This is a genomic window from Cupriavidus sp. U2, from assembly GCF_009663685.2.
Taxonomy (GTDB): domain Bacteria; phylum Pseudomonadota; class Gammaproteobacteria; order Burkholderiales; family Burkholderiaceae; genus Cupriavidus; species Cupriavidus necator_C.
In genome coordinates, this window is record NZ_RCOG02000012.1 from 583319 (window position 1) to 597423 (window position 14105).

The following is a 14105-nucleotide window of genomic DNA, read 5'->3' on the forward strand; positions in this document are numbered from 1 at the left end:
GAAACGGGGTTTTGTGTCATTCCATCGCGTATCGCATCGTCCTCATGTGGGCCGGACGGTGGCGCGATGGAATGGCATAGCACTTCCCTGAGACTGCGGACCGGGCAAATTTCCGGCAGTCCGCCTGCCGCTGCGAGCGCAGGCGTCGGCCCGCTGTATCTGTTTACGGCAGGCAAGCATGAATCAAGGAACGCTCATGACCATGTTCAACAAGATCGTCAAGGAATTCCAGTGGGGCCAGCACACGGTCCGCATGGAAACCGGCGAAATCGCCCGTCAGGCATCGGGTGCCGTGATCGTCGACGTGGAAGACACCGTGGTGCTGGCCACCGTGGTGGCAGCCAAGAGCCCGAAGGCGGGCCAGGACTTCTTCCCGCTGACCGTCGACTACATCGAAAAGACCTACGCCGCCGGCAAGATCCCGGGTGGTTTCTTCAAGCGTGAAGGCCGTCCGTCGGAAAACGAGACGCTGACCTCGCGCCTGATCGATCGTCCGCTGCGCCCGCTGTTCCCGGAAGGTTTCTACAACGACGTGCAGGTGGTCATCCACGTGCTGTCGATCAACCCGGAAGTGCCGGCCGACATCCCGGCCCTGATCGCCTCGTCGGCCGCGCTGGCCGTGTCGGGCATCCCGTTCAGCGGTCCGGTGGGCGCCGCCCGCGTCGGCTACAAGGACGGCCAGTACCTACTGAACCCGAACCGTTCGCAGATCGCCGCGTCGGAGCTGGACCTCGTCGTTGCCGGTACCGAGCGTGCCGTGCTGATGGTGGAATCGGAAGCCAACCAGCTGTCGGAAGACGTGATGCTGGGCGCCGTGGTGTATGGCCACGAGCAGATGCAGACCGCCATCAACGCGATCCACGAACTGGTCCGTGAAGGCGGCAAGCCGGAATGGGACTGGGCGCCTGCCGCCAAGAACGAAGCACTGATCGCCAAGGTCAGCGAGATCGGCCTGCCGCTGCTGCAGCAAGCCTACCAACTGCGTCAGAAGTCGGCACGCAGCACCAAGCTCAAGGAAATCTACGCAACCGTGCAGGCCCAGCTGGCCGAAGCCGGCGTGGAAGCCGACAAGGTGGAAGTGGGCAACGTCCTGTTCGACCTGGAAGCCAAGATCGTGCGTGGCCAGATCCTGGCCGGCGAGCCGCGTATCGACGGCCGCGACACGCGCACCGTGCGCCCGATCGAGATCCGTTCGTCGGTGCTGCCGCGCGCCCACGGTTCGTCGCTGTTCACGCGTGGCGAAACGCAGGCACTGGCAGTAGCCACGCTGGGCACCAAGAGCGACGAGCAGATCATCGACGCGCTGGCCGGCGAGTACCGCGACCGCTTCATGCTCCACTACAACATGCCCCCGTTCGCCACCGGCGAAACGGGCCGCGTGGGCAGCCCGAAGCGCCGTGAAATCGGCCACGGCCGTCTGGCCAAGCGCGCACTGATCCCGGTGCTGCCGAAGGAAGACGAATTCGCCTACACGATCCGCCTGGTTTCGGAAATCACCGAATCCAACGGCTCGTCGTCGATGGCATCGGTGTGCGGCGGCTGTCTGGCACTGATGGACGCTGGCGTGCCGGTGAAGGCGCACGTGGCCGGCGTGGCCATGGGCCTGATCCTGGAAGGCAACAAGTTTGCCGTGCTGACCGACATCCTGGGTGACGAAGATCACCTGGGCGACATGGACTTCAAGGTGGCGGGTACCGATACGGGTATCACGGCACTGCAGATGGACATCAAGGTGCAGGGCATCACCAAGGAAATCATGCAGGTGGCACTGGCGCAAGCCCGTGAAGGCCGTATGCACATCCTGGGCAAGATGCAGGAAGCGATGGGCCACGCCCGCACCGAGCTGTCGGAGCACGCTCCGCGCATGATCACGATGAAGATCCATCCGGACAAGATTCGTGAAGTGATCGGCAAGGGCGGTTCGACCATCCAGGCGCTGACCAAGGAAACGGGCACGACCATCGACATCCAGGAAGACGGCACGATCACGATCGCCTCGACCTCGACCGACGGCATGGCCGAAGCCAAGCGCCGCATCGAAGGCATCACCGCCGAAGCCGAAGTGGGCAAGATCTACGCCGGTACCGTGCTGAAGCTGCTGGACTTCGGTGCCATCGTGAACATCCTGCCGGGCAAGGACGGTCTGCTGCATATCTCCGAGATCGTCAACGAGCGCGTGAAGGACATCAAGGACTGGCTGAAGGAAGGCCAGCAGGTGCGCGTGAAGCTGATCCAGGCCGACGAGAAGGGTCGTCTGCGTCTGTCGCTGAAGGCTGCACTGGCCGAAGAGGGCGGCAGCATCAGCCCGATCGCCCCGCAAGGCGATGCGCCGGCGGCACCCACCTCGCCGGAACAGCAGCAGTAAGCTGAACGGCAGGCGGTACCGATAGCAGTACCTGCAAAAGCGGCTGGCGATGTCCAGCCGCTTTTTTGTTTACACTGCCGGTCAGCCTTTTACCTGCGTTGGGCGCGCGCATGCTTGCCGCGCGCGATGCGACATACGACATTGATGAGGAGCGATCATGAAAGCCATCGAAATCCGTGAATACGGCGGCCCTGAAGTCCTGCAGGAAGCGCAGCGTCCCGACCCGGAGCCGAAGGCCGGAGAGATCCTGATCCGCGTGGCCGCAGCGGGCATCAATCGCCCCGATGTGTTCCAGCGTACCGGCAACTATCCGGTGCCGCCGGGTGCGTCCGACTTGCCGGGCCTGGAGGTGGCCGGCGTGGTGGTGGGCGGCGACCTGTCGAATCCGGCGAACCGCTTTGGCCTGAAAGCGGGCGACCGGGTTTGCGCGCTGGTGCAGGGCGGCGGCTACGCCGAGCTTTGCACGGCACCGATCGAACAATGCCTGCCGGTGCCCGAAGGCCTCAGCGATATCGAGGCTGCCGCACTGCCGGAAACATTCTTCACCGTGTGGAGCAACGTGTTTGATCGTGGCCAACTGGGCAAGGGCCCGCGCGGGGCGGCGGAGACGCTGCTGATCCAGGGTGGGTCGAGCGGCATCGGTACCACGGCCATCCAGATCGCCAAGGCGATGGGCTTCAAGGTATTCGTGACGGCGGGCAGCGACGACAAGTGCAAGGCCTGCGAGGCGTTGGGCGCCGATCGTGCGATCAACTACAAGACGCAGGACTTCGCGGCCGAGGTCAAGGCGTTGACCGAAGGCAAAGGCGTTGACGTGATTCTCGACATGGTGGCCGGTTCGTACCTGGCCCGTGAACTGTCGTGCATCGCTGACGACGGGCGCATCGTCATCATTGCGCTGCTGGGCGGCGGCAAGGCCGAGATTCCGCTGGGCGATATCCTGCGTCGGCGCATCACCGTGACAGGTTCGACACTGCGTCCGCGTCCGGCATCGTTCAAAGGCGCGATTGCGCAGGCGCTGCACCAGAACGTCTGGCCGCTGCTGGCTTCGGGCAAGATCAAGCCCGTGATCTACAAGGTCTTCCCTGCCGCGCAGGCCGCCGATGCCCATCGCCTGATGGAATCGAGCGAGCACACCGGCAAGATCGTGCTGACCTGGTAACGGGTTTCGTTGGCCACACAATTGCACCATCGCTGTCGCAATTGTGGGCCGACGACCACTGGCTGTCCGCAATTGGCCGCCATGCGCTGGCGGCCCCCCGTTGACCACGCTACAATAGCCGGCTTGATTTAAGAGGGGACCCTTGTGAGACAAAAGCTGGTCATCGGCAACTGGAAGATGCACGGCAGCCTCGCCGCCAATGCGGCCCTGCTGGAAGGCATCAAGGCAGCGCCGGCCAAGGCGAAACTGGCCGTCTGCGCACCGTTCCCCTATCTTGCCCAGTGCCAGTCGCTGCTCACCGGTACCCAGGTGTCGTGGGGCGCCCAGGACACGTCCGCCGAAGTCCGCGGTGCCTTCACGGGCGAAGTTGCGGCGCCAATGCTGGCCGAGTTCGGCTGTACTTATGTGCTGGTGGGTCACTCCGAGCGCCGCACGTACCACGGCGAATCCGATGCGACGGTGGCTGCCAAGGCACTGCGTGCGCTGGAATCGGGCCTGGTCCCGGTCGTTTGCGTCGGCGAAACGCTCGCCGAGCGCGAGGCCGGGCAGACCGAGGCGGTGGTGGGCCGCCAGCTGCAGGCCGTACTCGATGCGCTGTCTATCGACCAACTGAATCGCATTGTTTTGGCCTATGAGCCCGTCTGGGCCATTGGCACCGGAAAGACGGCCACCAGCGAGCAGGCTCAGGCCGTCCATGCCGCACTCCGCGCGCAGGTCGCCGGCAAGGACGCGGGCGTGGGCGAGCGTATCGCCATCCTGTACGGCGGCAGCGTGAAGCCGGACAATGCGGCGGAACTGTTTTCCATGTCCGATATCGACGGGGGCCTGATTGGCGGCGCCTCGCTGAAGGCGGATGATTTCCTCGCGATCGGCAACGCCTGAATGCCGGATGCGACTGTCTGATCAGGCAAGTACGAAACGAATTTAACCAAATGGCAATTTTCAAGACTCTGTTGGTCGTCGTGCAGGTTCTGTCCGCGCTGGGCGTGATCGGTCTGGTCCTGCTGCAGCACGGCAAGGGCGCCGACGTGGGCGCGGCGTTCGGCTCTGGCGCATCGGGCAGCCTGTTCGGTGCATCGGGCTCGGCAAACTTCCTGTCGCGCACCACGGCCGTTCTGGCGGCGCTGTTCTTCGCTTGCACGCTGGGCCTGACGCTGCTGGGCAACTACAAGCCGCAGGCTTCGCTGGGCGTGATGGGCGCAAGCCAGCAGCCCCAGGCTACCCAGGCTTCGGCACCGTCCGCATCGGCGCCGGCAGCGGCTGCCGCATCGGCACCGGCCGGGCCCGCAGTGCCGAAGTAAGCTTCGGCATTGACGCAATAATCGAACAGTGTGTTCAAGGATTCCTGATTTAATTTGTGATTGTGCATTGAACAAATCAGGGATCATGAGTTAGAATGCAAGGCTTGAAACGATTCCCCAGCGCGGGGCGAAAGCCAGAGGACAGACTCTTCTGACAACGCTTCGTAGGGTGTAAAAACCCGGCGCAAGGCAATATTGTTTCTCCCCCAGCCGACGTGGTGAAATTGGTAGACACGCTATCTTGAGGGGGTAGTGGCGAAAGCTGTGCGAGTTCGAGTCTCGCCGTCGGCACCAAACAATTGATCGGAAGTCAATGTCGCATCCGTGTCATGCACGGATCGCACCATTGACTCTCCGGCAGTCCGCAAGGCGGCGCCGTGCTAAGACGGGATGGCGCCTGGGGTGGGCAACAGGTCGCCGCTAGCTGGTGCTGTTGACAACATTCCAGATAAGGCTGGCCGTACCTTGACACTCGAAGCCTACTTCCCCGTCCTCGTCTTCATCCTCTTTGGCATCGTGCTCGGTGTGGCGCTGATGTCCATTGGTCGGATTCTCGGTCCCAACAATCCTGACGCAGCGAAGCTGTCGCCGTACGAGTGCGGCTTCGAGGCATTCGAGGATGCGCGCATGAAGTTCGACGTGCGCTACTACCTCATCGCCATCCTCTTTATCCTGTTCGATCTCGAAACTGCCTTCCTGTTTCCCTGGGGCGTTGCCCTCAAGGACATCGGTTGGCCGGGATTCATCGCCATGGGCGTGTTTCTGCTGGAATTCATCGTGGGCTTCGTCTACATCTGGAAAAAGGGCGCGCTCGATTGGGAGTGATGTGAAATGGCAATCGAAGGCGTTCTCAACGAAGGCTTTGTCACGACGACCGCTGACAAGCTGATCAACTGGACCCGTACGGGTTCCCTGTGGCCCATGACGTTCGGTCTGGCCTGCTGTGCAGTGGAAATGATGCACGCCGGCGCCGCACGCTACGACATGGACCGTTTCGGCGTGATCTTCCGCCCGTCGCCGCGTCAGTCCGACGTGATGATCGTGGCAGGCACGCTCTGCAACAAGATGGCCCCCGCGCTGCGCAAGGTCTACGACCAGATGGCAGAACCGCGCTGGGTGATCTCGATGGGCTCGTGCGCCAATGGCGGCGGCTACTACCACTACTCGTATTCGGTGGTGCGTGGCTGCGATCGCATCGTGCCGGTCGACATCTATGTTCCGGGCTGCCCGCCGACCGCGGAGGCGCTGATCTACGGCGTGATCCAGCTCCAGAACAAGATCAAGCGTACCAACACCATCGCGCGCAAGGGCTGACATGGCGAACCTCGATACCCTCAAGGCCGCCCTCGAGAAAGTTCTGGGCAAGCGCGTGCAGAACCTGACCGAGGCCATCGGCGAACTGACGCTGATCGTCAAGGCTGCCGACTACCTCGACGTGGCACGCCTGCTGCGCGACGACCCGTCGCTGCACTTCGAGCAGGCGATCGACCTCTGCGGCGTCGACTATTCCGACTACGCCGATGGCACCTGGGACGGCCCGCGCTTCGCGGCTGTCACGCATCTGCTGTCGCTCAAGCACAACTGGCGCCTGCGCCTGCGCGTGTTCGCGCCGGACGACGACATGCCCGTGGTGCCGTCGCTGATCGACGTGTGGAACTCGGTGAACTGGTTCGAACGCGAAGCGTTCGACTTCTACGGCATCGTGTTCGAAGGCCACCCCGACCTGCGCCGTCTGCTGACGGACTACGGTTTCGTGGGCCATCCGTTCCGCAAGGACTTCCCGGTCTCGGGCTACGTGGAAATGCGTTACGACCCCGAGCAGAAGCGGGTCATCTACCAGCCGGTGACGATCGAGCCGCGCGAAATCACGCCGCGCGTGATTCGCGAGGAAAACTACGGCGGCACGAAGCACTGAGAACGGCGTCATGGCAGATATCAAGAACTACACCCTCAACTTCGGTCCTCAGCATCCTGCGGCACACGGCGTGCTGCGTCTGGTGCTCGAGCTGGACGGCGAAGTCATCCAGCGTGCCGATCCCCACATCGGCCTGCTGCACCGCGCCACCGAAAAGCTGGCCGAGCAGAAGAGCTGGATCCAGAGCGTTCCCTACATGGACCGTCTCGACTACGTGTCGATGATGGTCAACGAACACGCCTACGTGATGGCGATCGAGCGGATGCTCGGCATCGAGGTGCCGATCCGCGCGCAGTACATCCGCGTGATGTTCGACGAGATCACCCGCCTGCTGAACCACCTGATGTGGATCGGCGCCCACGCGCTGGACGTCGGCGCGATGGCCGTGTTCCTGTACGCGTTCCGCGAGCGCGAGGACATGTTCGACATGTACGAGGCGGTGTCGGGTGCGCGCATGCACGCGGCCTACTACCGTCCGGGCGGCGTCTACCGCGACCTGCCGGACACGATGCCGCAGTACCGTGCGTCGAAGATCCACAACGAGAAGGCCATCAAGGTCATGAACGAAAACCGTTCGGGCTCGCTGCTGGACTTCATCGAGGACTTCACGAACCGTTTTCCGACGTACGTGGATGAATATGAGACGCTGCTGACCGATAACCGTATCTGGAAGCAGCGTCTGGTGGATATCGGCGTGGTGACGCCGGAGCGCGCACTGCAGATGGGTTTCACGGGTCCGATGCTGCGTGGCTCGGGCATCGAGTGGGATCTGCGCAAGAAGCAGCCGTACGAGGTCTACGACAAGATCGTCTTCGACATCCCGGTGGGCACGGCGGGCGACTGCTATTCGCGTTATCTGGTGCGCGTGGAAGAAATGCGCCAGTCGAACCGCATCATCAAGCAGTGCATCGACTGGCTGCGCCGCAACCCGGGTCCGGTGATTTCCGAGAACCACAAGGTGGCCCCGCCGTCGCGCGTGGACATGAAGTCGAACATGGAAGAGCTGATTCACCATTTCAAGCTCTTCACGGAAGGCATCCACGTACCGCCGGGCGAGGCTTACGCGGCAGTGGAACACCCGAAGGGCGAGTTCGGTATCTACGCGATCTCGGACGGTGCGAACAAGCCGTACCGCCTGAAGATCCGTGCCCCGGGCTTTGCCCACCTGGCCGCGCTCGACGAAATGGCCAAGGGACACATGATTGCGGATGCGGTCACGATCATCGGGACACAGGACATCGTGTTCGGCGAGATCGACCGCTAAGGGATACCGGCAGAAGGGTATCCCGTCACAGGCCGTTGTCCGGACGACGATCCGGGCGTGTTCGGCCGGCCCCGGCGGTAATGGTGGCAGCAGGCTCCGGCCTGCGACGGATCGGCAAGGAATGCGCTGGAGCATTCCGGGCCGGCAGAACATGGCAGCGACGGCTGCAAACCAGCGAAGCCCGGCATACAAGGGCAGGGCTTCGCCGTATTACTGCAATGACCATGCTATCAGCAGAAGCTCTCAAGGAAATCGATCGCGCGATCGCGAAGTATCCGGCCGACCAGAAGCAGTCGGCCGTGATGGCGGCACTCGCCGTGGCACAGGGCGAGGTGGGCTGGGTTTCCCCCGAAGTCATGCAGTTCGTCGCCAGCTACCTGGAAATGCCGCCCGTGTGGGTGGAAGAGGTGGCCACGTTCTACAACATGTATGACACCAAGCCGGTGGGCAAGTACAAGCTCACCGTCTGCACCAACCTGCCGTGCGCGCTGTCGGGCGGCGACCGGGCTGGCGAATACCTGAAGCGCAAGCTCGGGATCGACTACAACGAAACCACCGCCGATGGCTGCTTCACGCTGAAGGAAGGCGAGTGCATGGGCGCTTGCGGCGACGCACCGGTGATGATCGTCAACAACACCCGCATGTGCAGCTTCATGAGCGACCAGAAGCTCGACGCCCTGGTCGACGAGCTCAAGGCCGAAGCCGCCGCCAAGGGGGACAAGTAACATGACCTCTCTGCACGACCGTCACATCAAGCCGCTGATCCTGGCCGGCCTGGACGGCAAGAACTGGCACCTCGAGGACTACGTCAAGCGCGGCGGCTACGCCCAGCTGCGCCGTATCCTCGAGCAGAAGGTAACGCCCGAGCAGGTGATTGCCGACGTCAAGGCCTCGGGCCTGCGCGGCCGGGGCGGTGCGGGTTTTCCGACCGGCCTGAAGTGGAGCTTCATGCCGCGTTCGTTCCCGGGTCAGAAGTACCTGGTCTGCAATACCGACGAGGGCGAGCCCGGCACGTTCAAGGACCGTGACATCATCCGCTACAACCCCCATGCGCTGATCGAAGGCATGGCCATCGGGGCGTACGCGATGGGCATCACCGTGGGTTACAACTACATCCACGGCGAAATCTGGAACGAATACAAGATCTTCGAGGAAGCCCTCGAGGAGGCTCGCCGCGCCGGTTTCCTGGGCGACAACATCCTGGGTTCGGGCTTCGACTTCCAGTTGCATGCCCACCACGGCTACGGCGCGTACATCTGCGGCGAGGAAACCGCGCTGCTCGAATCGCTGGAAGGCAAGAAAGGCCAGCCGCGCTTCAAGCCGCCTTTCCCGGCCAGCTTCGGCCTGTACGGCAAGCCGACCACCATCAACAACACCGAGACGTTCGCAGCGGTGCCGTTCCTCCTGGCCGTGGGCCCGGACGAATACCTGAAGATGGGCAAGCCGAACAACGGCGGCACCAAGATCTTCTCGATCTCCGGCGACGTCGAGCGTCCGGGCAACTACGAAATCCCGCTGGGCACGCCGTTCTCCACGCTGCTGGAGCTGGCGGGTGGCATGCGCGGCGGCAAGGCGCTCAAGGCGGTGATCCCTGGCGGATCGTCGGCGCCCGTGGTGCCGGCCGACCTGATGATGGCGTCGACCATGGACTACGACTCGATCGCCAAGGCCGGCTCGATGCTGGGCTCGGGCGCCGTGATCGTCATGGACGAAACGCGCTGCATGGTGCGGTCGCTGCTGCGCCTGTCGTATTTCTACTTTGAAGAGTCGTGCGGCCAGTGCACGCCGTGCCGTGAAGGCACCGGCTGGCTCTACCGCATGGTGAATCGTATTGAACACGGAGAAGGCCGCCAGGAAGATCTGGACCTGCTCAATAACGTCGCGGAAAACATCATGGGTCGCACGATTTGCGCGCTCGGCGATGCCGCGGCGATGCCGGTACGCGGCATGCTCAAGCACTACTGGAAAGAGTTCGAATATCACGTCGAACACAAGCAGTGCATGGTCCCGGCCCATTCCTGAAGCGTGGCAGAACATGGTTGAACTCGAGATCGACGGCAAGAAGGTAGAGGTTGCGGAAGGCAGCCTCGTGATGGAAGCGGCCCGCAAGCTGGGCACCTACATCCCGCACTTCTGCTACCACCGCAAACTGTCCATCGCGGCGAACTGCCGCATGTGCCTGGTCGAAGTGGAAAAGGCGCCCAAGGCGCTGCCCGCCTGCGCCACCCCGGTGACGCCCGGCATGAAGGTCTTCACGAACTCCGAAAAGGCTGTCAAGGCCCAGAAGTCCGTGATGGAATTCCTGCTGATCAATCACCCGCTCGACTGCCCGATCTGCGATCAGGGCGGCGAATGCCAGCTGCAGGATCTGGCCGTGGGCTACGGTGCCTCGGAGTCGCGCTACAAGGAAGAAAAGCGCGTGGTGTTCCACAAGAACGTGGGCCCGCTGATCTCCATGGAGGAGATGACCCGCTGCATCCACTGCACCCGCTGCGTGCGCTTTGGCCAGGAAGTGGCCGGCGTGATGGAGCTGGGCATGCTGAACCGTGGCGAACACTCGGAAATCACGACGTTCGTCGGCCAGACCGTGGATTCGGAACTGTCCGGCAACATGATCGACCTGTGCCCGGTCGGTGCGCTGACCAGCAAGCCGTTCCGTTATTCGGCCCGTACGTGGGAACTGGCTCGTCGCAAGTCGGTGTCGCCGCACGACGGCGTGGGCGCCAACCTCGTGGTCCAGACCAAGAACCAGCGCGTGATGCGCGTGGTGCCGCTGGAGAACGAAGACGTCAACGAGTGCTGGATCTCCGACAAGGACCGCTTCTCGTACGAAGGTGTGAACAGTGCCGACCGTCTGACCCGCCCGATGCTCAAGCAGGGCAACCAGTGGATGGAAACCGACTGGCAGACCGCGCTGGAATACGTGGCCAACGGCCTGGCAAGCATCAAGCGTGACCATGGTGCCGACCAGATCGCCGCCATTGCCAGTCCGCACAGCACGCTGGAAGAACTGTTCCTGCTGGGCAAGCTCGTCCGTGGCCTGGGCAGCGACAACGTGGACTTCCGCCTGCGCCAGACCGATTTCTCGGCCGCGCTGAAGGGCGCGCCGTGGCTGGGCATGCCGATTGCCGACGTCACCACGCTGCAACGCGCGCTGGTGATTGGCGCTTCGCTGCGCAAGGATCAGCCGCTGCTGGCCTCCCGCCTGCGTCAGGCCGCCAAGAAGGGGGCCCGCGTGGCCGTGATCGGTACCGGCGGTGAAGACCTGCTGATGCCGCTGGCCGCACGTATCGACGTGGCGCCGTCGGGCTGGACGGCCGCACTGGCCGGCGTGGCCCGTGCCGTGGCCGCCGCCAAGGGCGTGGCCGCTCCGGCCGGGACCGATGGTTTCGACGGTGGCGATGCCGCCAGGACCGTGGCCGATGCGCTGCTGTCGGGCGAGCGCCGTGCCGTGTTCCTCGGCAACGAAGCCGTGCGTCACCCGCAATTCTCGGCGCTGCACGCGCTGGCCCAGTGGATCGCAACCGAAACGGGGGCCACGCTGGGCTTCCTGACCGAGGCGGCCAACACCGTCGGCGGCTACATCGCCGGCGCGCTGCCGCAACAGGGCGGTGCCAATGCCCAGGCAATGTTCGATGCGCCGCGCAAGGCATACATCGTGCTGAACGCCGAAGCCGAATTCGATACCGCCGATGCACGCAAGGCCCTGGCCGCGCTGCAGCAGGCCGGTACCGTCGTGGTGCTGTCGCCGTTCCGCTCGGAAGCGGCCATGCAATACGCCGACGTGATCCTGCCGATCGCGCCGTTCACCGAGACCGCCGGTACGTTCGTGAACGCCGAGGGCCGTGCCCAGAGCTTCAACGGCGTGGTGCGCGCGCTGGGTGAATCGCGTCCGGGCTGGAAGGTGCTGCGTGTGCTCGGCAACCTGCTCGACGTGCCGGGCTTCGACTTCGAAACCGCCGAAGCCGTGCGCGATGCCGCACTGGTGAAGCTGGCTCCGGCGCAGCTGAACAACGCTACGGATGCCCCGATCCGCGTGACGGCAGCCGCCACCACCGGTATCGAGCGCATCGCCGATGTGCCGATCTACCACGCCGACCCGATCGTGCGTCGTGCCGATTCGCTGCAGCTGACCGCTGCAGCGCGCCGCGCGATGACGGTGGGCCTGTCGTCGGAACTGTTCGCCAAGCTGGGCGTGCAGGCGGGCGACCCGGTGCGCGTGACGCAGGACGGTGCCAGCGTGGTGCTGCCCGCGGCGCTGGAAAAAACGCTGCCGGCCAATGCCGTGCGCGTGCCGGCCGCCACCGTGGCCGCCGCAACGCTGGGCGCGCTGTTCGGTACCGTCACCGTTGAGAAAGCCATCGACCTGTCGGCCGGCCAGGGTGCCGCCGCGACGGCCACCGTATAAGAAGAGCGAGATAGCAACATGATCGATCTCATTACCTCGCAGGGCCAGGCCATCTTCGGCAGCGCTTGGACGCTGATCTGGATCCTGATCCGTGCCGTGGTCATTGTGGTGCCGGTGCTGCTGTGCGTGGCCTACCTGATTCTGTGGGAACGGAAGCTGATCGGCTGGATGCACGTCCGTATCGGCCCGAACCGCGTGGGTCCGCTGGGCCTGCTGCAGCCGATTGCCGACGTGCTGAAGCTGCTGCTCAAGGAAGTGATGTTCCCGTCGCAGATCAACCGGATGATGTATCTGGTTGCGCCGCTGATGGTGCTGGTGCCGGCAGTGGCCGTCTGGGCCGTGATTCCGTTCCAGCCCGAAGTGGTGATGGCGGACGTCAACGCCGGCCTGCTGTACGTGATGGCCATCAGCTCGGTGGGCGTGTACGGTGTGATCCTGGCGGGCTGGGCATCGAACTCGAAGTACGCGTTCATCGGCGCCATGCGTGCCGCGGCGCAGATGGTGTCGTATGAAATCGCCATGGGCTTCGCGCTGGTGACCGTGCTGATGGTGGCCGGCAGCCTGAACCTGTCGACGATCGTGAACAGCCAGAACGTGGGCTACTTCGCGGACATGGGCATCAACATCCTGTCGTGGAACTGGCTGCCGCTGCTGCCGATGTTCGCCGTGTACTTCATCTCGGGCGTGGCGGAAACCAACCGCCATCCGTTCGACGTGGTGGAAGGCGAGTCGGAAATCGTGGCCGGTCACATGATCGAATATTCGGGCATGACGTTCGCGCTGTTCTTCCTGGCCGAGTACATCAACATGATCATCATCTCGACGATGACCTCGCTGATGTTCCTTGGTGGCTGGGCGCCGCCGTTCTCGAGCGTGATCACGAATGCGGTCCCGGGCTTCTTCTGGCTGGTGATCAAGGTTTTCCTGCTGCTGTCGGTGTTCATCTGGATTCGTGCCTCGTTCCCGCGTTACCGCTATGACCAGATCATGCGTCTGGGCTGGAAGATCTTCATTCCGCTGACCGTGGCGTGGCTGATCATTGTGGCGATCTGGATCAAGTCGCCGTGGAACATCTGGCACTAAGAGGCCAGGCGACGGCGCGCCGCCCGAACGGGCAGGGCGCGCCGCGCGGAAATACTTAGGAAGCAATCGTCATGCTGATCGCCATCAAGGACTTCTTTAACAGCCTGCTCCTGAAGGAACTCTTCAAGGGCATGGCACTTACCGGCCGCTATCTCTTCGCCCGGAAGGTGACTGTCCAGTTCCCGGAAGAGAAGACGCCGATGTCGCCGCGTTTCCGCGGCCTGCACGCACTGCGCCGCTACCCGAACGGGGAAGAGCGTTGCATCGCCTGCAAGCTGTGCGAAGCGGTGTGCCCGGCCATGGCCATTACGATCGAGTCGGATGTGCGTAACGACGGCACCCGCCGCACCACGCGCTACGACATCGATCTGACCAAGTGCATTTTCTGCGGTTTCTGCGAAGAAGCCTGCCCGGTCGACGCGGTCGTCGAAACGCATATTTTCGAATACCACGGCGAGAAGCGCGGCGACCTGTACTTCACGAAGGACATGCTGCTGGCAGTGGGCGACCGCTACGAGCCGCAGATCGCGGCAGCCAAGGCCGCGGACGCGAAGTACCGCTAAGCGTACCGGCAGGACGGGAGCCGGGCACGCGGTGCGCGGTTCCC

General features: G+C 63.5%; 13 protein-coding genes and 1 tRNA gene. All 14 read left to right on the forward strand.

All coding sequences use genetic code 11. The features are described 5' to 3' along the window. Positions 1–196: 196 nt before the first annotated feature. The 14 genes from pnp (at position 197) to nuoI (ending at position 14061) form a co-directional block, all read left to right on the forward strand. Positions 197–2365, forward strand: coding sequence for a polyribonucleotide nucleotidyltransferase (gene pnp, locus D9X30_RS12895; RefSeq protein ID WP_153947582.1), 2169 nt, complete (start codon positions 197–199; stop codon positions 2363–2365). Between the two features lie 157 nt (positions 2366–2522). Then, a complete protein-coding gene (locus D9X30_RS12900; RefSeq protein ID WP_153947583.1) occupies positions 2523–3527 on the forward strand; it encodes an NAD(P)H-quinone oxidoreductase in 1005 nt (334 codons plus the stop codon). Between the two features lie 144 nt (positions 3528–3671). Next, a complete protein-coding gene (gene tpiA / locus D9X30_RS12905) occupies positions 3672–4409 on the forward strand; it encodes a triose-phosphate isomerase (RefSeq protein WP_283780788.1) in 738 nt (245 codons plus the stop codon). A 50-nt stretch (positions 4410–4459) separates the two neighbouring features. Beyond that, a complete protein-coding gene (gene secG, locus D9X30_RS12910; protein WP_153947584.1) occupies positions 4460–4828 on the forward strand; it encodes a preprotein translocase subunit SecG in 369 nt (122 codons plus the stop codon). A 209-nt stretch (positions 4829–5037) separates the two neighbouring features. Then, a tRNA-Leu gene (locus tag D9X30_RS12915) sits at positions 5038–5122 on the forward strand. Positions 5123–5293: 171 nt separating this feature from the next. After that, complete coding sequence (locus D9X30_RS12920) at positions 5294–5653, forward strand: NADH-quinone oxidoreductase subunit A (protein WP_029050851.1); 360 nt, start codon at positions 5294–5296, stop codon at positions 5651–5653. A 6-nt stretch (positions 5654–5659) separates the two neighbouring features. Further along, complete coding sequence (locus D9X30_RS12925) at positions 5660–6142, forward strand: NuoB/complex I 20 kDa subunit family protein (protein ID WP_008643342.1); 483 nt, start codon at positions 5660–5662, stop codon at positions 6140–6142. 1 nt (position 6143) lies between these two features. After that, positions 6144–6743: an NADH-quinone oxidoreductase subunit C gene (locus D9X30_RS12930; RefSeq protein WP_153947585.1), complete on the forward strand. Its 600-nt coding sequence runs from the start codon at positions 6144–6146 to the stop codon at positions 6741–6743. A 10-nt stretch (positions 6744–6753) separates the two neighbouring features. Continuing rightward, positions 6754–8007, forward strand: a complete 1254-nt coding sequence (locus tag D9X30_RS12935; RefSeq protein WP_153947586.1) for an NADH-quinone oxidoreductase subunit D — start codon at positions 6754–6756, stop codon at positions 8005–8007. Positions 8008–8231: 224 nt separating this feature from the next. Next, positions 8232–8732, forward strand: a complete 501-nt coding sequence (nuoE, locus tag D9X30_RS12940) for an NADH-quinone oxidoreductase subunit NuoE (protein WP_029050848.1) — start codon at positions 8232–8234, stop codon at positions 8730–8732. A gap of 1 nt (position 8733) precedes the next feature. Further along, positions 8734–10029 carry an NADH-quinone oxidoreductase subunit NuoF gene (nuoF, locus tag D9X30_RS12945; protein WP_153947587.1) on the forward strand — a complete coding sequence of 432 codons (1296 nt, stop codon included), beginning with the start codon at positions 8734–8736 and terminating at the stop codon, positions 10027–10029. Positions 10030–10042: 13 nt separating this feature from the next. Further along, positions 10043–12415 (forward strand): NADH-quinone oxidoreductase subunit NuoG, encoded by a 2373-nt coding sequence (gene nuoG / locus D9X30_RS12950; protein ID WP_153947588.1) that lies wholly within the window; start codon positions 10043–10045, stop codon positions 12413–12415. Between the two features lie 18 nt (positions 12416–12433). Continuing rightward, on the forward strand, positions 12434–13498 hold the full coding sequence (gene nuoH / locus D9X30_RS12955; RefSeq protein WP_153947589.1) for an NADH-quinone oxidoreductase subunit NuoH: 1065 nt from the start codon (positions 12434–12436) through the stop codon (positions 13496–13498). A 74-nt stretch (positions 13499–13572) separates the two neighbouring features. After that, entirely contained in the window at positions 13573–14061 is a 489-nt protein-coding gene (gene nuoI, locus D9X30_RS12960; protein WP_175459842.1) for an NADH-quinone oxidoreductase subunit NuoI, read from the forward strand. Positions 14062–14105: the final 44 nt, after the last annotated feature.